The following is a 24,914-nucleotide window of genomic DNA, read 5'->3' on the forward strand; positions in this document are numbered from 1 at the left end:
AGACCCACCGCCGCCGCCCAGACCCACCGCCCCGGACGCACGCGACGGTGGGCCTCGGCGGCGGCGGTGGGTCTCGGCGAAAGCGGCTGTCGCGGGGTACGCGAGAGCGCCCCGCCCCGGAAGGGGACGAGGCGCTCTCGACGAGGTGGAGCAGGTGCGGAGTCAGCGCGCGGTGGCGGGCTCCGGCGTCGCAGCCGTGGCGTCGTCATCCGACTCGTCGTCGGCGTCATCCGCGAACGGCAGGCCCTCGCGGGGAGCGTTGTACAGCTCCTCGTTCAGGATGCCTTCGCGCTTGGCGACGATGGTCGGCACGAGCGCCTGACCCGCGACGTTGACCGCGGTGCGGCCCATGTCGAGGATCGGGTCGATCGCGAGCAGCAGGCCGACGCCCTCGAGTGGCAGACCCAGCGTCGACAGCGTGAGCGTGAGCATCACGATCGCACCGGTGGTGCCGGCGGTGGCGGCGGATCCGACGACCGAGACGAGCACGATCAGCAGGTACTGCACGAAGTTGAGTTCGATGCCGAAGAACTGCGCGACGAAGATCGCGGCGATGGCCGGGTAGATCGCGGCGCATCCGTCCATCTTCGTGGTCGCGCCGAACGGCACGGCGAACGAGGCGTAGGAGCGGGGCACGCCCAGGTTGCGCTCGGTCACGCGCTCCGTGAGCGGCAGAGTGCCGATCGACGAGCGGCTCACGAAGGCGAGCTGCACGGCCGGCCACACGCCGGAGAAGTACTGCTTGATCGACAGGCCGTGCGTCTTCACCAGGATCGGGTAGACGACGAAAAGCACGAGCGCGAGACCGATGTAGATCGCGATCGCGAACCAGCCGAGCGCCGCGAGCTTCTCCCAGCCGTACTTGATGACCGCGGCACCGATCAGACCGAAGGTGCCGAGCGGGGCGATGCGGATGATCCACCACAGCACGCGCTGGATGACCTTGAGCAGCGACTCCGTGAAGGCCAGGAACGGCTCGGCCTTCTTGCCGGCCTTGAGGGCGGCGATGCCCACGGCGGCCGCGACGACGATGACCTGCAGGATGTTGAAGCTGACGCTCGAGGCGGCGGTGCCGGCGTCGACGTCGACCTGCGTGCCGACGCTGAGGCCGAGGAAGTTCTGCGGGATGAGCCCGAGCAGGAAGTTCCACCACGTGCCGACCGTGTACGGGTCGCCTGTCTGCAGACCTTCGCCCGCGCGGGAGCCGGGCTGGATGACGAGGCCGAGCGTGATGCCGATGATCACGGCGATGAACGCGGTGATCGCGAACCACAGCAGCGTCTGACCGGCCAGGCGCGCGGCGTTCTGCACGCGACGGAGGTTCGAGATGCTCGCCACGATGGCCGTGAAGATCAGCGGGACGACGGCGGCGCGCAGCAGTGTGACGTACGAGCTGCCGATCGTGTCGAGGGTGGCGGACAGTCCGTTCGGGTTCTCGGCGGTGGCGCCCAGCTGACGGCCGATGAGACCGGCGGCGACGCCGAGGACGAGGGCTGCGAGGATCTGGAAGCCGAACGACGTCAGCAGCTTCCGGATCGGTCCGCGGGTGTCTGGCGCCTTCTGGGCGCGGACGGTAGTGCTCATGGTGGGGGGAACTCCAGAATCGCGACGTGCCGAGTGCACGCCATAACGCTCAACGCTATGAGGGCGTTTTCATTCCGGCGACCGAGATGACGAACCATGACGGCTCTCTGGCACGATGGCCTCATGTTCATGGTGACGACGAACGACATCCCCGGTTACCGCATCACTCAGGTGCTCGGAGAGGTGATGGGTCTCACGGTCCGCTCGACCGACTTCGGGCAGGGCTTCGCCGCGGGCTTCCGCTCGCTGGGCGGCGGGGAGATCCCCGAATACACGCAGGTGATGTACGAGGCGCGGCAGGTCGTGATGGCGCGGATGTGGGATCAGGCGCAGCAGCGCGGTGGCAACGCGATCGTCGCGATGCGGTTCGACGCCGGCTCCATCCAGAACTTCACGGAGATCTGCGCCTACGGCACTGCGGTGGTCGTGGAGCCGCTCGCGCCGGCACCCGCTGCGCCGGCACCGACACCGCCGCCTCCCACCGCCTGACGGATTCAGCGGTCGGAGAGCACCAGAAGCTCCCCGACCTCGCAGTCGAGCGCGTCGCAGATCGCCCGCAGCGTGGAGTAGCGGATGGCGCGCGCGCGGTCGTTCTTGAGCACCGACAGGTTCACGATGCTGACGCCGACGCGGGCGCTCAGCTCGGTCAGCGTCATGCCGCGCTCGGCGAGCAGCTCGTCGAGGCGGCAGTGGATGCCGGTGAGCTCGTCGTCGTTCTCGGCCGGGCTCACACCAGGCCCTCCGTGTCTTTGAGCAGTGCGTCCTTCTCCTGCTGCAGCCGGAGCTTCTCCTGCTCGAGGCGGAGGCCCTGCCGGAACACCGCGGCCAGCGCGATGAGGCCCAGTGCGCAGGCGAACGGCAACGGCGTGACGGTCAACTGGAACGTCATCGGATACCACTCGCTGTCGGGCGGGAACACCTCGCGGAGTCCTGCCGTCGCAGCGATGCCGCCGAAGATGTCGGAGGCGAGCCCGAACACGAGGACCCCGATCGCGCCGATCGTGAGGGCACGTGACACGGTCTGCGAGAAGGCGCGCCCTCGGAGCGTCTGGAAGCAGATGACCATGATCATCGCTGCCGGCATCGTGGTGAAAGCGAGGTTCGAGAGCTGAGCGGCACCGGCCAGCGCCCGCAATCCGAGCGAGGCGCCGCCCACGGTGATGTTCTCGATCGTGCTGCCACCGCATCGGAGCACCGCCCCGGTGATCTCGTAATCGTCGGAGCAGGTGAGATCGCTCGGCCACGAGATCCAGAGCGAGGTCGAGGCGATCTCAGCCCAGTCGGTCGCGAAGATCTTGATCACGAACACGATCGCGCTCAGCGCCGACAGCGTGACCCACCATCCGGAGACGGTCAGCGCGGCGTCGATCGCCAGCGTGCGACTTCCTCTGCGCGAGCCGCGCCAGACCACGATCGCGACGATGACCGCGATGACCGCGAGTCCGGCCGCGATGAAGAGCAGAGAGGGGCCGAGCTCTCTCGACGAGTAGGCGAACATCAGACGAGTCCTTCCGTTTCCTTCTCGAGCACGTGCTTCTCCTGTTGCAGACGGATGCCCTGGCGGAACGCGGCCGCGATCAGGCCGACGGCGACGCCGGTCGCGAAGAGGGGCACGATCGACCAGAACTCGACCGGGTGGACGGGCTCTCCTGGACCGAGTCCGATCGCTCCGAGCACACCGTTCAGTCCTCTGTTCTCGAGCATCACGATCAGCATCGGTGCGAGGACGAGCGTCCAGCCGATCGCGTCGAATGCCCGTGCGTTGCCCCGCACGAAGAAGCGGCCGCGGAGGAAGTTCCACGCCACGAGCATGACGCCGATGATCACGATGAGCGGGGCGAGCGTCCACAGCACCAGCGAACCGATGATCGCGGCGGTCGAGAGCGGATCCACGTCGGTCGCGAACACCATCACCTGCTGCGCGATGCCGTCGACCGAGACGGCTCCGGAGTCCGCTGTCGCGCTGAGGGGCTGCTCGTCGATCGGCACGGACCACGCGATGCCCTGATCGCGGAAGGTGCCGAGGGTGCGCAGGATGGTGCTGATCGAGACGACGACCAGCGCGGCAGCGCCGAAGAGCAGTACGGTGACCGCATCCGCGGTCTGGGAACGAGCGGTCCGGGAGGGGGAGGAGGACATCAGACCAGTCCTTCCGTCTCGCGCTGCAGCCGGTCGCCGATCACGAACGCGGTGCCGATGACCGAGATGATGAACGCGGCCAGGACGAAGGTGAACGGCTCGATGCTGATCACGGCGTTGTCGACCGCGTTGTCGGTGACCTCCGCGACGGCGGCGTTGGAGAGCATGTTCTCGAAGAACTGCACGGCCGCGAAGCCGACCAGGCCGACGATGCCCGCCGCCATGACGAGCCGCGTGTTGCGCCGACTGAAGACCGCGCCGGTCAGGATGCTGCGCGCCAGAAGCATCAGGCATCCGATCACCACCACGATCGTGACGATCTGAGCGATCTGTCCGAGGATGCCCGCTCCGATCGCGACCGGGGGCAGCGAGGGGACCGTGATGCTCGCCCGGTCGAGTTCGAGGGTGATGTTCTCCCCGTTCGCGCCGAGAGGGGCCTCGATCGGCTGGTCCACGAACTCGACCAGGACCGGGACCATCGTGCCGCTGAGGAGGGCGATGATGCGACTGATCGAGAAGACCGTGATGTAGGCGGCGATCGCGACGCCGGCGATGCAGAAGCCGATGAGCGCGCCGGCGTCGCCGCGGGACAGCGTGCCCTGTTTCGTCGAGGTCATGATCGCTCCTTATCGATGATCGTTATTAGCGATAAACGATAAGGTAACGACAATCGATAACCTCGTCAACCCCCGTCGCTGTGAGCGCCTCGTCATCCCGCCCGCTGCGACCCCACTCCGCCGACGGCGAACACGGGCATACCTGCCCTGCGCGGTGGTTACTCTCGATGTACAGGCGCAGAGAACGTCATCGGCGTCAGCGCTTCGCCCCGTGCGAATAAGGAGTCACAGCATGTTCGAGAGATTCACGGACCGAGCCCGTCGTGTGGTCGTCCTCGCCCAAGAAGAGGCGAAGATGCTCAACCACAACTACATCGGTACCGAGCACATCCTGCTCGGCCTCATCCACGAGGGCGAGGGTGTCGCAGCCAAGGCGCTCGAGTCCCTCGGCATCTCGCTCGACGCCGTGCGCGAGCAGGTGCAGGACATCATCGGCCAGGGTCAGCAGCAGCCGACCGGCCACATCCCCTTCACCCCCCGCGCCAAGAAGGTGCTCGAGCTCAGCCTCCGCGAGGCGCTGCAGCTCGGCCACAACTACATCGGCACCGAGCACATCCTGCTCGGCCTCATCCGCGAGGGTGAGGGTGTCGCCGCGCAGGTCCTGGTCAAGCTCGGCGCCGACCTGAACAAGGTCCGCCAGCAGGTCATCCAGCTGCTCTCCGGTGCTCCGGGTCGCGAGCCTGCCGCCGTCGGCGCGCAGAGCAACGACTCGCCCGCCGGAACCCAGGGCGGCTCGGCCGTGCTCGACCAGTTCGGTCGCAACCTGACCCAGGCCGCGCGCGACAACAAGCTCGACCCGGTCATCGGCCGCGAGAAGGAGATCGAGCGGGTCATGCAGATCCTGTCTCGTCGCTCCAAGAACAACCCGGTCCTGATCGGCGAGCCCGGCGTCGGCAAGACCGCCGTCGTCGAGGGTCTCGCGCAGGCCATCGTCAAGGGCGATGTGCCCGAGACGCTGAAGGACAAGCAGCTCTACTCGCTCGACCTCGGCTCGCTCATCGCCGGTTCCCGCTACCGCGGTGACTTCGAGGAGCGCCTGAAGAAGGTCACCAAGGAGATCCGCACGCGCGGCGACATCATCGTCTTCATCGACGAGATCCACACCCTCGTGGGTGCGGGTGCCGCCGAGGGCGCGATCGACGCCGCCAGCATCCTGAAGCCGCTCCTCGCACGAGGCGAGCTCCAGACGATCGGTGCGACGACACTCGACGAGTACCGCAAGCACTTCGAGAAGGATGCCGCTCTCGAGCGCCGCTTCCAGCCGATCCAGGTCGCCGAGCCGAGCCTGCCCCACGCGATCAACATCCTCAAGGGGCTGCGCGACCGCTACGAGGCTCACCACAAGGTGCAGATCACGGACGGCGCGATCGTCGCGGCGGCGAACCTCGCCGACCGCTACGTCTCCGACCGCTTCCTGCCCGACAAGGCCATCGACCTGATCGACGAGGCCGGCGCCCGCCTGCGTCTGTCGATCCTGTCGAGCCCGCCCGAGCTGCGCGAGTTCGACGAGAAGATCGCCAAGGTCCGCGAGCAGAAGGAGATCGCCTCCGAGGAGCAGGACTTCGAGAAGGCCGCATCGCTGCGCGACGAGGAGAAGAACCTCCTGGCCGAGCGCCTGCGCCTCGAGAAGCAGTGGCGCTCGGGTGACGTCGCGACCGCAGCGGTCGTCGACGAGGGTCTGATCGCCGAGGTGCTCGCACAGGCCACCGGCATCCCGGTCTTCAAGCTCACGGAAGAGGAGTCCAGCCGACTCGTCTTCATGGAGAAGGCCCTGCACCAGCGCGTCATCGGTCAGGAGGAGGCGATCGCCGCCCTCTCCAAGACGATCCGTCGCCAGCGTGCCGGTCTCAAGGACCCGAAGCGTCCTTCGGGCTCGTTCATCTTCGCCGGCCCCACGGGTGTCGGAAAGACCGAGCTCGCCAAGGCGCTCGCCGAGTTCCTGTTCGACGATGAAGCGGCGCTGATCTCGCTCGACATGAGCGAGTTCGGCGAGAAGCACACCGTCTCGCGTCTGTTCGGCGCCCCTCCCGGATTCGTCGGATTCGAAGAGGGCGGCCAGCTCACCGAGAAGGTGCGCCGCAAGCCGTTCAGCGTCGTGCTCTTCGATGAGATCGAGAAGGCGCACCCGGACATCTTCAACTCGCTCCTGCAGATCCTGGAAGAGGGTCGTCTGACCGACGGCCAGGGTCGCGTGATCGACTTCAAGAACACCGTGATCATCATGACCACCAACCTCGGTGCGCGTGACATCGCCGGTGGTCCGGTCGGCTTCCAGGTCGAGGGCAGCAACTCCACGACCTACGAGCGGATGAAGGGCAAGGTCAACGAGGAGCTCAAGCGCAACTTCAAGCCGGAGTTCCTGAACCGTGTCGACGACATCATCGTGTTCCCGCAGCTGTCGAAGGACGAGCTGGTGCAGATCGTGGACCTGTTCACGAAGCGCCTGAGCGAGCGTCTGCTCGACCGCGACATGACGATCGAGCTGTCGCAGGCCGCCAAGGAGCGTCTGATCGAGATCGGCTTCGACCCGGCACTCGGTGCCCGACCGCTGCGTCGCGCGATGCAGCACGAGGTCGAGGACCGTCTGTCCGAGAAGATCCTGCACGGCGAGCTCAACGCCGGAGACCACGTCAAGGTGGACCTCCAGGACGGCGAGTTCCAGTTCGAGCACGGTCCGCGTGGCGAGAAGATCTCCGTCGGCGTCAACACCGGTGGCGAGATCACGGCGACTCCCGACCTGGCGGTCGCCAGCGGGGAGTGACCTGAGCCGGTCGAAAGACCAGGATCGACGAAGGGCGGATGCTGCGGCATCCGCCCTTCGTCGATCTACCAGCTGCGGGTTCTAGGCTGGAGGGGTGAGCGAGTACATCGTCCGACCGGCGCGCAGCGCCGACATCATCGGTATCCGGAACCTTCTGCAGCCGATGGTCGAGCAGCGCATCCTGCTCGGCAAGGACCTGGCCGTGCTCTACGGCTCTGTGCAGGAGTTCGTGGTGGCCGAGGCCGACGGCGAGCTGATCGGCTGCGGTGCCCTGCACGTGATCTGGGAAGACCTCGGCGAGGTGCGCACGCTCCTGGTGCGCGACGACTGGCTGCATCATGGCGTCGGCCGGGCGATCGTGGACCGGCTCGAGAGCAACGCCGCCACGCTCGGCCTGTCGCGGTTGTTCTGCCTGACCTTCGAGGTCGACTTCTTCGGACGCCGCGGATACACGCCGATCGGGGAGCAGGTCGTCGACCCTGACGTGTACTCGCAGCTGCTGCGCAGCGGCGACGCAGGTGTCGAGGAGTTCCTCGACCTCGCCCATGTGAAGCCGAACACGCTCGGCAACACCAGGATGATCCGGCAGCTCAACTAATCTGGAGGGATGGTCCGCCCCTCTGCAGCTGTCTACCGCCGGCGTCGGGTGGTCCTGCTCGGCGGATTGATCCTGCTCCTCGCCGCGATCGGCGTCGGGGTATGGCTCGTGATCGCCCAGCCGTGGGCGCAGGGGGCCGATCAGCCCACATCGAGCCCGACCACCTCCGCGAGCGGGACACCGTCGTCGACGCCCTCGTCCGATGCCGAGTCGCCCTCGCCGGACCCCACGGCCCCCGCGACTCCCACCATCGTGGCCTGCACCGCGAAGGACGTCGAGGTCGCCGCGGTCACCGATGCCGAGACCTACGCGGCGGGCGTGCTGCCCAAACTGTCGATCTCGCTGACGAACAAGAGCGCGACCGACTGCACGATGGATGTCGGGTCGACCACGCAGACGTTCACCGTGATGAGCGGGTCCGACGTCTGGTGGCGGTCGACGGACTGCCAGGAGAACCCGAGCAGCATGATCGTGACGCTCAAAGCCGGCGCGACGGTCACGAGCAAGGATCCGGTGACGTGGGACCGCACGCGATCGAGCGTCGAGACCTGCGCGCAGGAGAACCGTCAGCGCGCCCCCGGTGGCGGAGCCTCGTACCACGTGGAGGTCGCGATCGGCGGCTTCACGGGTCTCACCACGAAGCAGATCCTGCTGTACTGACCCGGAGATCCTGCGTCAGTTCGAAGCGAATCTTCGGTCGCGCCTTCGAATATCGATGCGTACGCCGATTTTCTGTTCGGAAGGGTCTGATTTTACTGCTATTGGGCAGAGGGGGGCTGACAGTTCCCATTCTTTGGGATACCATTGACTTGGCTCTCGGGATCATGCGGCACATGCCATCCCCAGTGGCGTCGAACTACAGCGTCCCCAGCGCTTCGACATCGCCGCTCGAGAGTCCGAGGGCCCTCTCGAGTACCCCAGTCCCCAATGTGGGACTCGAGAGGGCCCCAATCGTCTCCGCTCCCTTTCGGCGTGCGCCACGCTCAGCGTGCCTAAGCTGGAGGCATGGCAGCGAAGAAGGCGAAGTCCGCGAAGAAGAAGCCCGCACCCGAGGAGTTCCGCTCCGAGGCGCTCGCGCTGGCGCTCGAGAAGCAGGACATCGCCGCGGTCGCGTTGGCGCTCCGCAACGGCACCACCGTGGTCCCGCTCATCGCGCCCGGTGCCCGCGACAATCCTCTCGACAGTGGCGAGGTGTGGACGTATCGCGATCGGGAGACCGGCGACCTCGCGCTCCTGCTGTTCAGCGACGCCGTGAACAAGCCGGCCAACCTGCCTCCGGGCGTGGGGATCTACGACGCCGTCTGGTTGCGCAAGTTCCTCGCGGCGCATCCGATCACCACGGTGTTCCTGGACATCGCCGGTCCGCATCCGATGCAGGCCGCGCCTGCCGACCTGCTGCAGGCGCTCGACGCCTGACTCTCAGCCTCCGCGGCTCAGAACGGGGGCAGATCCGGAACGGCCCGCAGCCCCGGCTTATGCGCGCGCACGTCGTCGAGTGCGGCGCGCAAGGACTTCGAGCGATCGTCGACCACGCGCTCGTAGCCGAGGCGTGCGGCCTCCGATCGTCGCTGCGCTGCCTGGGTGACGGGCCGGATCTCTCCGGCGAGGCTCAGTTCGCCCACGGCGGCGACCGAACGCGGCACCGAGAACTGCTGAATCGACCCCGCGACCGCGACCGCGATGGCGAGGTCGGCCGCGGGCTCGGTGAAGCGCACGCCCCCGACTGTGGAGACGTAGACGTCGAGTTGCCCGGTGGGGATGCGCGCCCGCTTCTCGAGGATCGCGAGCACCATCGCCACGCGAGAGGAGTCGACCCCGTGCACGATGCGGCGCGGGTTCGGCGAGGTGCTCGGCACCGTGAGCGCCTGCACCTCGACGGGGAGCGCACGCCGGCCTTCGAGCGAGATGGCCACGCACGTGCCCGGCTCCGTCGCTCCCTGCGAGAGGAAGAGGCCGGAGGGATCGGGCACCTCGGAGATGCCGTCGCCGGCCATCTCGAAGCAGCCGACCTCGTCGGTCGGCCCATAGCGGTTCTTGAGCGCGCGGATGAACCGCAGCGATGTCTGCCGGTCGCCCTCGAAGTGGCACACGACGTCGACCAGGTGCTCCAGCACGCGGGGGCCGGCGACCTGCCCGTCCTTCGTGACGTGTCCGACGAGGATGACGGGAAGACCGCGCTCCTTCGCGACGCGGATCAGCGCCGAGGCGACTTCGCGCACCTGACTCGGCTGCCCGGCGGCGCCGTCGATCAGGGAGGAGGAGACGGTCTGCACGGAATCGACGATCACGAGTTGCGGCTGCACCTCGTCGATGTGCCCGAGGATCGTGCCGAGGTCGGTCTCGCTGGCCAGGTACAGCTCGTCGTGCAGCGCGCCCGTGCGCTCTCCACGCAGTCGTACCTGCGCCTGGGACTCCTCGGCGCTCGCGTAGAGCACCCGCCGCCCCGCGCGCGCCGCTTGAGCCGCGACCTCGAGCAGCAGCGTCGACTTGCCCACGCCGGGCTCGCCGCTGAGCAGGATCGCCGCACCCGGCACGATGCCACCGCCCAGTACGCGGTCGAACTCCCCGACGCCGCTCGTGCGTCGAGGGGCGTCGAGCGTGGTGATCTGCGTGATGGGTCGGGCCGCGCGATCGGCGGTCGGCGCCTGCGCGGTCACCCGCTGCAGGATCCCGGTCTTGGCGGCCTGCTCCTGCACGGTTCCCCACTGCTGGCACTCGCCGCACCGGCCGACCCACTTGGCGGTCGTCCACCCGCATTCGGTGCAGACGTACGCCGGGGGAGCGGGTTTTCGGGTGGCCATGCTTCCAGGCTATCGGCGGCATCTGACATCCCTATCGGCCCCGGCATTATTCACGGCCGAATGGCTCTGCGCGCGACGGCGCCCTGGCCATAATGGAGTCATGGCCAATGCCGGGCCCATCTGCGGGCCGATCTCGACCTTCTCGCGCGTGCAGCTCCTGCACCTGCTCTTCGAAGCGAGCGCAGCGCAGACGCGCCCCGAGCGCACGATCGGCGAGCTGTGCGAGGCCACGGGCCTGCACCCCAACACGATCCGCGAGCACCTGCAGCGTCTGATCGAGGGCGGCTACGTCATCCAGTCCACGGAGCACCGCACCACACGCGGTCGCCCGCGCACGCTGTACAGTGCGGCGACCGGTGCCGCGGATGCCTCCAGTCCCATCGCCCGCGACAAGGTCACGGCGGCCGCGCGTCGCGGTGACCTGCTGCGTCGGGTGCTTCCCGCGTCGGCATCCGCTCTGGGTCGCGATGCGACCTATCAGCTGGACGCCCTGATCGAACACTTGGAGGAGAGCGGCTTCGAGCCCGTCGTCGATGACGAGCAGCTCACAGTCGACCTCAGCCCCTGCCCGCACGCCGCGGGCCGCGCCGAAGACCGTCCGATGCTGTGCACCGTGCACCTCGGCCTCATGCAGGGGGTGCTCACCGAAGCCGGTGGGCCGCTCGCTGCCGAGGCCGTACGCACCTCCGCCCTCCCGGCGGATTGCACCGTGCAGCTGCGACTGACGGAGATGACCGCCGCCTAGGCGCCATCTGTCTTATTCACGGCCTGCAGCCCCACCGGGGCGGCGGGCTCGCCGTTAGCGTGGCTGCAGGCTGAGAAAGAGGAGTGGCCCATGGAATGGCTCGACCCCCTGGTCCTGTCCCGATGGCAATTCGGGTTGACGACCGTGTACCACTACCTGTTCGTGCCGCTGACGATCGGGATGGCGCTGGTCGCGGCGATCTTCCAGACCGCGTGGGTGCGCACCGGCAAGGTCCAGTACCTGCACCTGACCCGCTTCTTCGGCAAGATCTTCCTGATCAACTTCGCGATGGGTGTCGTCACCGGCATCGTGCAGGAGTTCCAGTTCGGCATGAACTGGTCGGACTACTCCCGCTTCGTCGGCGACGTGTTCGGCGCTCCGCTCGCGTTCGAGGGACTGCTGGCGTTCTTCTTCGAGGCGACCTTCATCGGGCTGTGGATCTTCGGCTGGGACAAGCTCCCGCAGAAGCTGCACCTCGCCACGATCTGGTGCGTCTCGATCGGCAGCATCCTGTCGGCGTACTTCATCATCGCCGCCAACGCCTTCATGCAGAACCCGGTCGGCTACACGTACAACCCCGTGACGAACCGCGCCGAGCTCACCGATTTCTGGGCGCTGCTGACGAACCCGGTCGCCCTCGCCGCCTTCCCGCACACGATCTTCGGCGCGCTCATGTTCGCGGCCGGCGTCGTGATCTCGGTCTCGGCCTGGCACCTCTCGCGCGGTCAGCACTTCGACACCATGCGCATCTCGCTCAAGTTCGGCCTGTGGGCGATGATCGTCTCGACCGCCGGCGTCGTGCTCACGGGCGACCAGTTGGGCCTCGCGATGTACGCCGCGCAGCCCATGAAGATGGCGGCGGCCGAGGCCACCTTCAACACGGTGTGCGGACCCGACGCTTCCTTCAGCCTCTTCACGCTCGGCACGCCGGACGGCAGCTCTGAACTCTTCTCGATCCGCGTGCCCTATCTGCTGTCGCTGCTGTCCACGCACACGCTCGACGCGTGCGTGCACGGTATCAACGACCTGAACGCGGAGTACAGCCAGACCTACGCCGCCACCGGGCTCACCGACTTCGCGCCGGTGCTGTGGATCACCTACTGGGCATTCCGCTGGATGATCGGCCTGGGCATGGCCGCTGCCCTCGTCGCCGTCGTCGGTCTGTGGCTGACCCGCAAGGGCGCCAAGAAGCCCCCGGCGCAGTGGATGTGGAAGCTCGCGATCTGGTCGTTCCCGCTCGCACTCGTCGCCAACATCATGGGCTGGGTCTTCACCGAGATGGGCAGGCAGCCCTGGATCGTGTTCGGACTCATGACCACGCAGGACGGCGTCTCGCCCGGGGTCTCCGGTCTCGAAGTGCTGATCTCGCTGATCGCGTTCACCGCGATCTACGCCGCGCTGGCCGTGGTCGAGATCCGCCTCATCATCCGGGCCGCGCAGAAGGGCCCAGACACCACCGAGCAACCCCACGACGAGACGGCCCAGCTGCCGTCGGTCGTGTACTGAGAGGAAGGGACATCATGGATCTCGCAACACTCTGGTTCTGGGTCGTCGCCTTCCTCTTCGTGGGGTACTTCGTGCTCGACGGGTTCGACTTCGGCGTCGGGATGTCGCTGCCGTTCCTCGGCAAGAACGACGTGTCGCGCCGCCAGGTCATCAACACGATCGGCCCGGTCTGGGACCTCAACGAGACCTGGGTCATCGTGGCGGGTGCGTGCCTGTTCGCGTCGTTCCCCGAGTGGTACGCCACCCTGTTCAGCGGCTTCTACCTGCCGCTGCTGCTCATCCTGCTCGCACTGATCCTGCGCGGCGTCTCGTTCGAGTACCGCCACCAGCGCGAGAGCGCGAAGTGGAAGGCGGGCTTCGACCGGATGATCGTGATCGGCTCGGCCGTACCCGCCCTGCTGTGGGGCGTCGCCTTCGGCAACATCGTGCAGGGCGTCGCGCTGGACGAGAACCACATCTACGTCGGCGGATTCTTCGCCCTGCTCAACCCGTACGCGCTGCTGGTCGGCGTCACCACGCTGCTGCTGTTCTTCCTGCACGGGGTGCTGTTCGTCGCGCTCAAGACCGATGGGCAGGTGCACCAGGATGCGCAGCGGCTCGCCCTGCGCGCCGCGGTTCCGACCGTGCTCGCCGCCGCCGCGACCGTGGTGTGGACCGTCGTGATCGCCGCGGGGCGCGAGGCGCCGCTGCTCTGGCTCGTGATCGGCACGGGAGCGGTCGCCGCCGTCGCGCTGCTGAGCGCGGTCGTGCTCTCGGTGCGCAAGCTCGACGGCTGGGCGTTCTTCGCCGGCATCCTGACGGTGCTGTTCGCCGTGGTCATGCTGTTCTCCGCGCTGTTCCCGTTCGTGATGCCGTCGACCATCGACCCGGCGTACAGCCTCACGATCGCCAATGCGTCGAGCACGCCGTACACGCTGCAGATCATGAGCTGGACCGCGCTGATCGCCCTGCCCCTCGTGATCGCGTACCAGACCTGGACGTACTGGGTCTTCCGCAAGCGCGTCACCCGCAGCTCCATCGAGGGGGCTCCGGCGCACGCGTGAAACCCGTCGATCCGAGACTGCTGCGCTACGCGGGTGCCGCGAGGGGGTTCCTCGCGGCATCCGCGCTGATCGGCGTGGTCCAGACCGCGGTCGTGATCGTGTTCGCGTGGCTGCTGACGGATGCCGTCACCGGCGCGCTCGCGGGGCGCGACGTCACGGCGTCCCTGCTGTGGCTGCTCGCGGTGGCGCTGCTGCGCGGACTGCTGATCGCGGCATCGGATGCGGCCGGCACCCGCGCCGCCGCGAAGACCGGGATGCAGTTGCGCGCCGCGCTGATCCGCGCGGTCGGACGCCTCGGACCCGGATGGCTCGCGCAGCGCAACCGCACGGCGCTCGCCGTCACCGCGGGGCACGGGCTGGAGGCGCTCGACTCCTACTTCGCGCGGTACATCCCTCAGCTGGTGCTGACCGTGATCGCGACGCCCGTGGTGCTCGCGGTCATGTGGTGGCAGGACTGGCCGAGTGGACTGACCGCGGCGGTCACGCTCCCGTTGATCCCGCTGTTCCTGATCCTGATCGGCATCGCGACCCGCACCGTGCAGCAGAAGCAGTGGCACACGCTGCAGCGGCTCGCCGTCCGTTTCGCGGACACGGTGCAGGGGCTCGCGACGCTGCGACTGTTCGGACGCGAGCAGCGCGCCGCCGACCGGATCGAGTCGACGGCCGACGAGTACCGCCGCGAGACCATGAAGGTACTGCGGTTCTCGTTCCTCTCCGGCTTCGCGATGGAGCTGCTCGCCTCGCTCGCGGTCGCGCTGATCGCGGTGTCGGTGGGGTTCCGGCTGCTGTCCGGCGATCTGTCGCTCGAGGTGGGATTGTTCGTGCTGCTGCTCGCCCCCGAGGCGTTCCTGCCGATCCGGCAGGTCGGCGTGCAGTTCCACGCCGCGGCCGAGGGCGTCGCCGCGACCGAGGACATCTTCGCCGTGCTGGATGAGGCCGGGGCTCAGCCGGATGGTGTCCACAACTCCTCCAGAACCGTCGCAGCCGCGGCGGGAACCACGGCGGCGGGCGCCCATCCGGAGATTCTGGAGGAGTTGCGAACCGCGAACGCGGGGCTCGTCATCGACGGACTGCGCGTCCGTGACCTTCCACCCGTCTCCTTCGCCGCCGACTCCGGCAGGATCACGCTGATCGAGGGACCGAGCGGGGTGGGGAAGTCGAGCCTGTTCGCGGCGCTGCGCGGGGCGGCGGAGTACTCGGGATCCGCATCGTTCCGGGGCAGCGAGGTGCGGCAGCTCGATCCGGCCGACTGGCTCGCCTGGGGCGGGCAGACCCCTGGCCTGTTGCGGGGAACGGTCGGAGACAACGTCGCGCTGGGTGATCCGGCACCGGATGCCGACGGCATCCGCCGCGCGCTCGATGCCGCGTGCGCAGAGACCATCGATCCGGCGCTCGAGCTCGGCGTGCAGGGAGCAGGACTCTCCGGCGGACAGGCGCAGCGGGTCGCCGTGGCCAGGGCGCTGTACCGGCATGCGCAGGATCCGCGACGCGTGCTCGCGCTCGACGAACCGTCCAGCGCCCTCGATGTCGAGACCGAGGCGCGGCTCTGGGCGGCGCTGCGCGAGCGGGCGGATGCCGGCGCCACGATCCTGCTCGTCTCGCACCGCCGCTCCGCGCGGGAGATCGCCGATCAGGTCATCGCACTGGGGGTGAGCGTATGAGCGTCGCCGAGTCCCGCCGTGCGCGGGTGCGCTCCGTGCTCCAGCTCGCCCAGCCACCGCTGCGCCGCTTCCTCCCCGGGTTGCTGTGGGGCGCGCTGTCGGCCGGGGCCGCAGTCAGCCTGCTCGCGGTGAGCGGGTGGCTGATCGTGAGCGCCTCGATCGTCGACTCGCTCGTGCCACTGTCGATCGCGGTCGTGGGCGTGCGCTTCTTCGCGGTCTCGCGTGCCGTGCTGCGCTACCTCGAGCGGCTGAGCGGACACGACGCCGCACTCCGCCAGCTGGCCACGACCCGTGCCGACATGGTGCGTCGACTCATCCCGCTCTCGCCGGCGGGGCTGGGCTCCACCGACCGCGGCCACGTGCTGTCGGCTCTGGTCGACGACGTCGACAATCTGCAGAACCTCCCCTTGCGCGTGGTGCAGCCGCTCGCGGTGTCGGGCCTCGTCGCGATCGGCGCGGTCGGGTTCATCGCGTTCGTGTCGCCGCCCGCCGCGCTGACGCTCGCCGCGTGCCTGCTGGTCGCGGCTGCGGCGGCCGTCGGGATGGGCTGGCTGTTCGGCTCCCGGGCGGAAGCGCTCGTCTCCGCACGCCGCGCCGCACTGTCGGCCGCGCTCGTCGACTACCTCGGGAGCCTCGACGTGCTCCTCGCCTACGGTGCCGAAGAGCAGGCCCGTGCCCGGATCGCCGCGGAGGATGCCGCCCTGCGCCGGGTCGTGGGCAGAGCATCGCTCGCGCAGGCGGTGGCCGCGGGCGTGGTCTCGGCCGTCTCGGGCGCGGCGTCGGTGTGGGCGCTCGCCGCGGCAGCCCCCGGACTCGTGACCGGTGCGATCGACGGCCCGTGGCTGGCGGTGGCCGTGCTCGTGCCCATGGTCGTGTTCGAGGTGTTCGGCGCGGTGCCGATCGCGGCGGCATCGTGGCGCAGCGTGCGCGCGAGCGCCGAACGCATCGTCGATGTGCTGCCCGAGCGGATGCCGGAACAGCTCCGCGGTGACGAGGGCGCGGAGTCGCAGATCGAAGGGACGCCGACGCTGCGGTTGCGCGATGTGCGGGTCACCTGGCCGGGCGGCACCGCGGGGCTGCGGGGCGTCGATCTCGACCTGGCTCCGGGGGAACGGGTTCTCGTCGCCGGCCCGAGCGGGGCAGGCAAGAGCTCACTCGCGGCCGCGCTCGTCGGCTTCCTGCGCGCGGAGGGCGAGTACACGATCGACGGCGTGAGCGCGGCCGAGCTGTCCGGGCCGGCGCTGCGGCGCACGATCGGGCTGTGCGAGCAGAGTCCTCAGCTGTTCGATGAGGACATCCGCCAGAACCTGCTCTTCGCGCGTGACTCCGCGAGCGACGCCGAGCTGGAGGACGTGCTCGACCGCGTCGGTCTCGGCGACTGGGTGCGCGAGCGCGGCGGACTGGATGCGCGCGTCGGCGACCGGGGAGCGCTGGTGTCGGGCGGGCAGGCGCAGCGCATCGCCTTGGCGAGGGCGTTGCTGCGCGGATTCCCGGTGCTGGTGCTCGATGAGCCGACCGCGGGAGTCGACCCCGCGGCATCCGATGCGCTGCTGCGCGACCTGCTCGATGCGGCGGGTGGGCAGTCGGTGCTGCTGATCTCGCACGTCGCCCCTCCGGCCGGAATCGTCGACCGTGTCGTGCGCATCGAGGCCGGTCGCACGGTCTGACCCGCTCCCGCGCTGCGCATCCGCCATCCGTGAGGAACGCCTGCGGGGTCAGCCGTAGAGAGGAGTGGGAGGTTCCATCACGATGCCCTGCGCCTCGAATGCGCGGCGGCGCTCCTCGATGCGGCGGTGCAGTTCGACCTGGGCGTCGTCGACGAACTGCGCATCGAGGTCGACGGTCGGCGGATGCGGGTCTCCGTGGTTCGCGGCGATGTACGCATCGAGCTCGGGTCCCGAGGTCCACGACGTGATGAGCGCATAGCGCGGGGCGACGCCCCGGTGCCAGACCGCGTGCCAGAAGCGCTGCGTGTCGACGATGATGCGTGTGCCCTCTCGCAGCGGCAGTCGGATCTCGGTCGCGGGATCGAAGCGGTCGGAACGGAGGATGAGCATCGAGTCGGGGTCGTCTGTCAGGTTGTAGTACCCGCGCACCACCCAGCCGGTGCCTTCTTCGTTGAGACGGTTGTTGTCGTCCTGGTGGAGGTTGTAGATCGCGTCGGCGTAGTGGTTCGGCTGCAGCTCGATCACCCGGCAGCGGCCGACCGCGGCACCGGGCTCCAGCGCCCGCGCCTGGAGGACGGGAGCGATCGCGACCTGAGAGGGAACCCAGACGCCATCCTTGTCTGTACGTGGAGGGGTGTGGTTCCAGAACCCGTTGCACTCGACGGCGCCCGCGTAGCTGGCAAGCGGCGCGAAACGCGTGATGCCGGAAGAGCGCCAACCGACGTACTCCAGATCGAGCCATTCGGCGGGGTCTGCCGCCTGGTCGTGGTCGTCCAGGACGACGTAGCCGGTCTCGGCCAGCGCTGCGGAGGTGATGAAGCCCATGATGCGCATCCTTCCTTCGGGTGCTTAGGACATCCTAACCGCGAGCAGTGCCCTCGCCCAGGGAGGAGGGGCCGTGGATAACACTCGTGCGCCGGCGCGTGCGTTCCTCTCGCGGGCGGGGGCACGCGGGCGTGCACACGTGCGGTGAGAGTGTGGAAATCCGGGCGACACGCCCGGCGGGGGAGCCGGATTTGCCCGATCCCCGGGATCCGCGTAACTTATTACTTGTTCGCCCCACAGGGAAGCGGAGAGGCCGAGAGCCTCACCCCCCTCAAGCGGAGAACCACCCCCACTCGATCAGCTCCTCGGAGAAGATCGCAGACACACTTCTGTCTGACGTGGGGCATCCACACCGGAACAGCAGTCAGTTTGACAGCGACGCCGGAACGGATAAGCTAGTGAAGTTGCCTCGGAGGCCTTGAGTCCCGAGCTGCAGATCTGGTTCTGAGCCTTCCGGCGTGTCGATTTGACAGCCCGAAAGACACAGATAAGATAGAGAAGTTGCCCTTCGGGCCTGGTTGTGATGACTGGGTCGTGGGAGCATCCGATCCTTGAGAACTCAACAGCGTGCACTTGTCAAATGCCAAATTATCCTCGTCTAGCTTCGGCTAGTTGAGAATTCCTTTGGATCAAAGACCAATCCCTTCCGGGGGGTTGGCAATGGATGAAGTCAGCAATGAATTTGTCTCTTTGGTCAGCATCAAACTCGCTGCGTCACCGTTTTCCCGGTGGGGTATGCATTTCTTTTTTACGGAGAGTTTGATCCTGGCTCAGGATGAACGCTGGCGGCGTGCTTAACACATGCAAGTCGAACGGTGAACACGGAGCTTGCTCTGTGGGATCAGTGGCGAACGGGTGAGTAACACGTGAGCAACCTACCCCTGACTCTGGGATAAGCGCTGGAAACGGCGTCTAATACTGGATATGTGGCGTGACCGCATGGTCTGCGTCTGGAAAGAATTTCGGTTGGGGATGGGCTCGCGGCCTATCAGCTTGTTGGTGAGGTAATGGCTCACCAAGGCGTCGACGGGTAGCCGGCCTGAGAGGGTGACCGGCCACACTGGGACTGAGACACGGCCCAGACTCCTACGGGAGGCAGCAGTGGGGAATATTGCACAATGGGCGCAAGCCTGATGCAGCAACGCCGCGTGAGGGATGACGGCCTTCGGGTTGTAAACCTCTTTTAGCAGGGAAGAAGCGAAAGTGACGGTACCTGCAGAAAAAGCGCCGGCTAACTACGTGCCAGCAGCCGCGGTAATACGTAGGGCGCAAGCGTTATCCGGAATTATTGGGCGTAAAGAGCTCGTAGGCGGTTTGTCGCGTCTGCTGTGAAATCCGGAGGCTCAACCTCCGGCCTGCAGTGGGTACGGGCAGACTAGAGTGCGGTAGGGGAGATTGGAATTCCTGGTGTAGCGGTGGAATGCGCAGATATCAGGAGGAACACCGATGGCGAAGGCAGATCTCTGGGCCGTAACTGACGCTGAGGAGCGAAAGGGTGGGGAGCAAACAGGCTTAGATACCCTGGTAGTCCACCCCGTAAACGTTGGGAACTAGTTGTGGGGTCCATTCCACGGATTCCGTGACGCAGCTAACGCATTAAGTTCCCCGCCTGGGGAGTACGGCCGCAAGGCTAAAACTCAAAGGAATTGACGGGGACCCGCACAAGCGGCGGAGCATGCGGATTAATTCGATGCAACGCGAAGAACCTTACCAAGGCTTGACATATACGAGAACGGGCCAGAAATGGTCAACTCTTTGGACACTCGTAAACAGGTGGTGCATGGTTGTCGTCAGCTCGTGTCGTGAGATGTTGGGTTAAGTCCCGCAACGAGCGCAACCCTCGTTCTATGTTGCCAGCACGTAATGGTGGGAACTCATGGGATACTGCCGGGGTCAACTCGGAGGAAGGTGGGGATGACGTCAAATCATCATGCCCCTTATGTCTTGGGCTTCACGCATGCTACAATGGCCGGTACAAAGGGCTGCAATACCGCGAGGTGGAGCGAATCCCAAAAAGCCGGTCCCAGTTCGGATTGAGGTCTGCAACTCGACCTCATGAAGTCGGAGTCGCTAGTAATCGCAGATCAGCAACGCTGCGGTGAATACGTTCCCGGGTCTTGTACACACCGCCCGTCAAGTCATGAAAGTCGGTAACACCTGAAGCCGGTGGCCTAACCCTTGTGGAGGGAGCCGTCGAAGGTGGGATCGGTAATTAGGACTAAGTCGTAACAAGGTAGCCGTACCGGAAGGTGCGGCTGGATCACCTCCTTTCTAAGGAGCATCTGACTCTTCGGAGTCCAGAACCCAGATCGAAGGCATACGTTCTTCGCTGGGAGCTCATGGGTGGAACATTTGACATGGCATCGAGATCTGATCTCGGAACTAGTACGCTGCTTCGGCGGTTGGAAGGTTCTGGGTGAGGGGACCGGTGTCTGCACGCTGTTGGGTCCTGAGGGACCGGATGCGGATCCTTTGGGATTCGAGTCTGTACCTCTGGACCTCTTTCTGTTTCCTCTTTTGGGGGGTTGTGGATGGGGGTACCGCCCGTACTTTGAGAACTACACAGTGGACGCGAGCATCTTGCAACTGCCTTCGGGTTGTTGCACAAGATGATCTTAAAGATCATTAGTCAATTTCATGCCGGACCTTTCGGGGTCTGGTGTCGATTCTGATTCAAACTCATGTGATTTCAAGTCTTTAAGAGCAAACGGTGGATGCCTTGGCATCTGGAGCCGAAGAAGGACGTAGCAATCTGCGATAAGCCTCGGGGAACTGATAAGCAAGTTTTGATCCGAGGGTGTCCGAATGGGGAAACCCCGCTGGGCGGCGTGCCGACCTAGTGACTCCCGCCTGAATATATAGGGCGGGTAGAGGGAACGTGGGGAAGTGAAACATCTCAGTACCCACAGGAAGAGAAAGCAACCGCGATTCCGTTAGTAGTGGCGAGCGAAACCGGAACAGGCTAAACCTAGCGTGTGTGATAGCCGGCAGGCGTTGCACGTTGGGGGTTGTGGGACTTTTCAGTCATCTCTGCCGAGATGGCGGCGTTACAAGAAGGTATAGACGAACGGTCTTGAAAGGCCGGTCATAGAGGGTGCCAACCCCGTAGTCGAAATGCCTCTCTTGGCGCGAAGAGTATCCCAAGTAGCACGGGGCCCGTGAAATCCCGTGTGAATCTGTCAGGACCACCTGATAAGCCTAAATACTCCCAGATGACCGATAGCGGACAAGTACCGTGAGGGAAAGGTGAAAAGTACCCCGGGAGGGGAGTGAAATAGTACCTGAAACCGTTTGCTTACAAACCGTTGGAGCCTCCTTAGTAGGGGTGACAGCGTGCCTTTTGAAGAATGAGCCTGCGAGTTAGCGATATGTGGCGAGGTTAACCCGTGTGGGGTAGCCGTAGCGAAAGCGAGTCTGAATAGGGCGATTCAGTCGCATGTCCTAGACCCGAAGCGAAGTGATCTATCCATGGCCAGGTTGAAGCGACGGTAAGACGTCGTGGAGGACCGAACCCACTTAGGTTGAAAACTGAGGGGATGAGCTGTGGATAGGGGTGAAAGGCCAATCAAACTTCGTGATAGCTGGTTCTCTCCGAAATGCATTTAGGTGCAGCGTTGCGTGTTTCTTGCCGGAGGTAGAGCTACTGGATGGCCGATGGGCCCTACAAGGTTACTGACGTCAGCCAAACTCCGAATGCCGGTAAGTGAGAGGGCAGCAGTGAGACTGTGGGGGATAAGCTTCATAGTCGAGAGGGAAACAACCCAGACCACCAACTAAGGTCCCAAAGCGCGTGCTAAGTGGGAAAGGATGTGGAGTTGCTTTGACAACCAGGAGGTTGGCTTAGAAGCAGCCACCCTTGAAAGAGTGCGTAATAGCTCACTGGTCAAGTGATTCCGCGCCGACAATGTAACGGGGCTCAAGCACGCCACCGAAGTTGTGGCATTGATATTTTTGGTAGGCCTTCGTGGTCCAGCCGTATTGATGGGTAGGAGAGCGTCGTGTGGCCAGCGAAGCGGCGGTGTAAACCAGCCGTGGAGGCCACACGAGTGAGAATGCAGGCATGAGTAGCGAATGACGTGTGAGAAACACGTCCTCCGAAAGACCAAGGGTTCCAGGGTCAAGCTAATCTTCCCTGGGTAAGTCGGGACCTAAGGCGAGGCCGACAGGCGTAGTCGATGGACAACGGGTTGATATTCCCGTACCGGCGAAGAACCGCCCAAGCTAATCCAGTAGTGCTAAGTGTCTGAATCCCAGTGACTGATCCCTTCGGGGTGACGCTCTGGGCCTAGCGCACGACCCCATTCTGGTGCGGTTAGCGTATTAACAGGTGTGACGCAGGAAGGTAGCCCAAGCCAGGCGATGGTTGTCCTGGTGCAAGTGCGTAGGCCGAGAGATAGGCAAATCCGTCTCTCACATAGGCTGAGACACGATGCGGATAAAAAGTGGGTGATCCTATGCTGCCAAGAAAAGCATCGACGCGAGGTTCTAGCCGCCCGTACCCCAAACCGACTCAGGTGGTCAGGTAGAGAATACCAAGGAGATCGAGAGAATCGTGGTTAAGGAACTCGGCAAAATGCCCCCGTAACTTCGGGAGAAGGGGGGCCTTCGGCGTATAGGGATTTACTCCCGAAAGCGTTTGGAGGCCGCAGAGACTAGTGGGTAGCGACTGTTTACTAAAAACACAGGTCCGTGCCAAGTCGCAAGACGATGTATACGGACTGACGCCTGCCCGGTGCTGGAAGGTTAAGAGGACCGGTTAGCCGCAAGGCGAAGCTGAGAATTTAAGCCCCAGTAAACGGCGGTGGTAACTATAACCATCCTAAGGTAGCGAAATTCCTTGTCGGGTAAGTTCCGACCTGCACGAATGGCGTAACGACTTCCCAACTGTCTCAACCGCGAACTCGGCGAAATTGCATTACGAGTAAAGATGCTCGTTACGCGCAGCAGGACGGAAAGACCCCGTGACCTTTACTACAGCTTGGTATTGGTGTTCGGTGTGGCTTGTGTAGGATAGGTGGGAGACTTTGAAGCATGGACGCCAGTTCATGTGGAGTCATTGTTGAAATACCACTCTGGTCACTCTGGATATCTAACTTCGAACCGTAATCCGGTTCAGGGACAGTGCCTGGTGGGTAGTTTAACTGGGGCGGTTGCCTCCCAAAAAGTAACGGAGGCGCCCAAAGGTTCCCTCAACCTGGTTGGCAATCAGGTGTCGAGTGTAAGTGCACAAGGGAGCTTGACTGTGAGACTGACAGGTCGAGCAGGGACGAAAGTCGGGACTAGTGATCCGGCAGTGGCTTGTGGAAGCGCTGTCGCTCAACGGATAAAAGGTACCTCGGGGATAACAGGCTGATCTTGCCCAAGAGTCCATATCGACGGCATGGTTTGGCACCTCGATGTCGGCTCGTCGCATCCTGGGGCTGGAGTAGGTCCCAAGGGTTGGGCTGTTCGCCCATTAAAGCGGTACGCGAGCTGGGTTTAGAACGTCGTGAGACAGTTCGGTCCCTATCCGCTGCGCGCGTAGGAAATTTGAGAGGATCTGACCCTAGTACGAGAGGACCGGGTTGGACGAACCTCTGGTGTGTCAGTTGTTCCGCCAGGAGCACCGCTGATTAGCTACGTTCGGGATGGATAACCGCTGAAAGCATCTAAGCGGGAAGCCGGCCTCAAGATGAGATTTCCATACCTTCGGGTGAGAGGCTCCCAGCCAGACTACTGGGTTGATAGGCCAGATGTGGAAGTGCAGTAATGCATGCAGCTGACTGGTACTAATAAGCCGATGACTTGATAACACACCGTTTGTTGGTGCTACGCGTCCACTGAGTGGTTCTCGATGTACGGTCGAGAACCGCATAACAACAATGACTTTGTTATGTGTTTGATTGAAACATCAATAGTGTTTCGGCGGCCATAGCGTGAGGGAAACGCCCGGTTACATTCCGAACCCGGAAGCTAAGCCTCACAGCGCCGATGGTACTGCAGGGGGGACCCTGTGGGAGAGTAGGACACCGCCGGACTTCTTTTAAGCAAATGGCCACCCATCGATGGGTGGCCATTTTGCGTTTACGCAGAAGTGTGCACGAAACATGAAGAAGAGCCATCCCTCGCGGGGTGGCTCTTCTGCGTTAAGGCAGTAGCGCTGGGCGGCCGATGACGCCGCTCACCTCTTGACGCGTGACTCGAGGATCCCTGCTGTCTCGATCACGGCATCCGCGAGCAGGCGCTCCTCCAGGCCCTCTCCGCCCCACGTGACCGCAACAGCGGCGACCGGCCAGCCGGCGTGGTCGCGCACGACAGCTCCGACCGATCGCAAGCCGTCCGCCACCTCGCTGTCTTCGACCGCATAGCCACGCGCCCTCACTTCCCGCAGGAGTTCCCGCAGCTCGGCGGGACGCCGCGGCCCCAATCCGGTGCGATCAGGGAAAGCAGAGGCACTCGGGTACAGCGCGCGCACCTGCTCACGGGGGAGCGCCGCCAGCATCGCCCGACCGCTGGCGGTGAGGTGCGCGGGCAGCCGCACTCCGACATCCGTCACCAGGGCGGGGCGCCGGGGGGCGCGCTCCTCGACGATGTAGAGCACGTCGCCGCCGCTCATCACGGCGAGATGGGCGCTCTCGCCCAGCCGGTCGGACAGAGCGGCGATCAACGGCCGCCCCAACCGAGCGAGTGGCTGCTGGCGCGTGTAGCCGCCGGCCAGTTCGAAGGCCGAAGTGCCCAGGCCCCAGCGCTGCTCCTCGCGGAAGTGCAGCACGAAGCCGTGAGCCGACAGCGTCGTCAGCAGGTGATAGACCGTGGAGCGCGGCAGGTCGAGCTCGCGCGCGATCGCGGATGCTGCCACCGGGGCCGGCCGCCCGGCCAGGTAGCTGAGGATGCGCAGCGTGTTCTCAGCCGCCGGCACCTGCGGTTCGCCCGCACGAGGCTGGGGGGTGCTGTCTGGGATCACAGACACAGGATCTCACGATCCGCT

General features: G+C 65.3%; 18 protein-coding genes and 3 rRNA genes. 13 read left to right on the forward strand and 8 right to left on the reverse strand.

What is annotated here, in order from left to right; translation table 11 throughout:
* Positions 1-162 precede the first annotated feature (162 nt).
* Positions 163-1,584 carry a dicarboxylate/amino acid:cation symporter gene (locus FB560_RS01110; protein ID WP_188895283.1) on the reverse strand — a complete coding sequence of 474 codons (1,422 nt, stop codon included), beginning with the start codon at positions 1,582-1,584 and terminating at the stop codon, positions 163-165.
* A 96-nt stretch (positions 1,585-1,680) separates the two neighbouring features.
* On the opposite strand from FB560_RS01110, the gene FB560_RS01115 reads away from it, so the two are divergent.
* Entirely contained in the window at positions 1,681-2,073 is a 393-nt protein-coding gene (locus tag FB560_RS01115) for a YbjQ family protein (protein ID WP_229673377.1), read from the forward strand.
* A gap of 5 nt (positions 2,074-2,078) precedes the next feature.
* Here the strand turns inward: FB560_RS01115 and FB560_RS01120 are convergent, their stop codons facing one another.
* Genes FB560_RS01120 through FB560_RS01140 form a run of 4 tightly spaced genes read right to left on the reverse strand, consistent with a single transcriptional unit; the run spans position 2,079 to position 4,340 of the window.
* Positions 2,079-2,315, reverse strand: a complete 237-nt coding sequence (locus tag FB560_RS01120) for a helix-turn-helix domain-containing protein (protein ID WP_141870679.1) — start codon at positions 2,313-2,315, stop codon at positions 2,079-2,081.
* Complete coding sequence (locus tag FB560_RS01125; RefSeq protein ID WP_141870680.1) at positions 2,312-3,082, reverse strand: hypothetical protein; 771 nt, start codon at positions 3,080-3,082, stop codon at positions 2,312-2,314. Before FB560_RS01125 ends, FB560_RS01120 begins: the two co-directional genes overlap by 4 nt.
* Positions 3,082-3,723 (reverse strand): DUF2975 domain-containing protein, encoded by a 642-nt coding sequence (locus FB560_RS20605; RefSeq protein WP_170198002.1) that lies wholly within the window; start codon positions 3,721-3,723, stop codon positions 3,082-3,084. Before FB560_RS20605 ends, FB560_RS01125 begins: the two co-directional genes overlap by 1 nt.
* Positions 3,723-4,340 (reverse strand): DUF2975 domain-containing protein, encoded by a 618-nt coding sequence (locus tag FB560_RS01140; protein WP_141870683.1) that lies wholly within the window; start codon positions 4,338-4,340, stop codon positions 3,723-3,725. The genes FB560_RS20605 and FB560_RS01140 overlap by 1 nt, the downstream gene beginning before the upstream one ends.
* Positions 4,341-4,572: 232 nt before the next feature.
* On the opposite strand from FB560_RS01140, the gene FB560_RS01145 reads away from it, so the two are divergent.
* From FB560_RS01145 to FB560_RS01160, 4 genes are all read left to right on the forward strand, one after another.
* Complete coding sequence (locus tag FB560_RS01145) at positions 4,573-7,101, forward strand: ATP-dependent Clp protease ATP-binding subunit (protein WP_141870684.1); 2,529 nt, start codon at positions 4,573-4,575, stop codon at positions 7,099-7,101.
* Between the two features lie 94 nt (positions 7,102-7,195).
* Entirely contained in the window at positions 7,196-7,699 is a 504-nt protein-coding gene (locus FB560_RS01150; RefSeq protein ID WP_141870685.1) for an amino-acid N-acetyltransferase, read from the forward strand.
* A gap of 9 nt (positions 7,700-7,708) precedes the next feature.
* Positions 7,709-8,359: a hypothetical protein gene (locus tag FB560_RS01155; RefSeq protein WP_141870686.1), complete on the forward strand. Its 651-nt coding sequence runs from the start codon at positions 7,709-7,711 to the stop codon at positions 8,357-8,359.
* Positions 8,360-8,704: 345 nt separating this feature from the next.
* Complete coding sequence (locus tag FB560_RS01160) at positions 8,705-9,115, forward strand: dehydrogenase (RefSeq protein WP_141870687.1); 411 nt, start codon at positions 8,705-8,707, stop codon at positions 9,113-9,115.
* Positions 9,116-9,132: 17 nt separating this feature from the next.
* Here FB560_RS01160 and radA read toward each other — a convergent pair whose 3' ends face one another.
* Positions 9,133-10,500, reverse strand: coding sequence for a DNA repair protein RadA (gene radA / locus FB560_RS01165; RefSeq protein ID WP_141870688.1), 1,368 nt, complete (start codon positions 10,498-10,500; stop codon positions 9,133-9,135).
* Positions 10,501-10,600: 100 nt separating this feature from the next.
* Between radA and FB560_RS01170 the strand changes: the two genes are divergently transcribed.
* The 5 genes from FB560_RS01170 (at position 10,601) to cydC (ending at position 17,122) form a co-directional block, all read left to right on the forward strand.
* Positions 10,601-11,245, forward strand: a complete 645-nt coding sequence (locus FB560_RS01170; protein ID WP_141870689.1) for a helix-turn-helix transcriptional regulator — start codon at positions 10,601-10,603, stop codon at positions 11,243-11,245.
* 90 nt (positions 11,246-11,335) lie between these two features.
* Positions 11,336-12,751 carry a cytochrome ubiquinol oxidase subunit I gene (locus FB560_RS01175; protein ID WP_141870690.1) on the forward strand — a complete coding sequence of 472 codons (1,416 nt, stop codon included), beginning with the start codon at positions 11,336-11,338 and terminating at the stop codon, positions 12,749-12,751.
* 14 nt (positions 12,752-12,765) lie between these two features.
* A complete protein-coding gene (cydB, locus tag FB560_RS01180; protein ID WP_141870691.1) occupies positions 12,766-13,794 on the forward strand; it encodes a cytochrome d ubiquinol oxidase subunit II in 1,029 nt (342 codons plus the stop codon).
* Complete coding sequence (gene cydD / locus FB560_RS01185; protein WP_141870692.1) at positions 13,791-15,455, forward strand: thiol reductant ABC exporter subunit CydD; 1,665 nt, start codon at positions 13,791-13,793, stop codon at positions 15,453-15,455. Before cydB ends, cydD begins: the two co-directional genes overlap by 4 nt.
* Positions 15,452-17,122 carry a thiol reductant ABC exporter subunit CydC gene (gene cydC, locus FB560_RS01190; protein ID WP_141870693.1) on the forward strand — a complete coding sequence of 557 codons (1,671 nt, stop codon included), beginning with the start codon at positions 15,452-15,454 and terminating at the stop codon, positions 17,120-17,122. Before cydD ends, cydC begins: the two co-directional genes overlap by 4 nt.
* A gap of 48 nt (positions 17,123-17,170) precedes the next feature.
* Here cydC and FB560_RS01195 read toward each other — a convergent pair whose 3' ends face one another.
* On the reverse strand, positions 17,171-17,947 hold the full coding sequence (locus tag FB560_RS01195; protein ID WP_141870694.1) for a hypothetical protein: 777 nt from the start codon (positions 17,945-17,947) through the stop codon (positions 17,171-17,173).
* Between the two features lie 747 nt (positions 17,948-18,694).
* On the opposite strand from FB560_RS01195, the gene FB560_RS01200 reads away from it, so the two are divergent.
* The 3 genes from FB560_RS01200 to rrf all read left to right on the forward strand — a co-directional run bounded on the left by FB560_RS01200 (position 18,695) and on the right by rrf (position 23,964).
* A 16S ribosomal RNA gene (locus tag FB560_RS01200) occupies positions 18,695-20,218 on the forward strand.
* A 416-nt stretch (positions 20,219-20,634) separates the two neighbouring features.
* Positions 20,635-23,739: ribosomal RNA gene (locus tag FB560_RS01205) — 23S ribosomal RNA — on the forward strand.
* A 108-nt stretch (positions 23,740-23,847) separates the two neighbouring features.
* Positions 23,848-23,964, forward strand: a 5S ribosomal RNA gene (rrf, locus tag FB560_RS01210).
* The 16S, 23S and 5S rRNA genes sit together here, the layout of an rRNA operon.
* Positions 23,965-24,107: 143 nt before the next feature.
* On the opposite strand, the gene FB560_RS01215 is transcribed toward rrf, so the two are convergent.
* Positions 24,108-24,896, reverse strand: a complete 789-nt coding sequence (locus tag FB560_RS01215; protein WP_407662540.1) for an IclR family transcriptional regulator — start codon at positions 24,894-24,896, stop codon at positions 24,108-24,110.
* Between the last annotated feature and the right edge of the window lie 18 nt (positions 24,897-24,914).

The organism is Microbacterium saperdae, assembly GCF_006716345.1.
Taxonomy (GTDB): domain Bacteria; phylum Actinomycetota; class Actinomycetes; order Actinomycetales; family Microbacteriaceae; genus Microbacterium; species Microbacterium saperdae.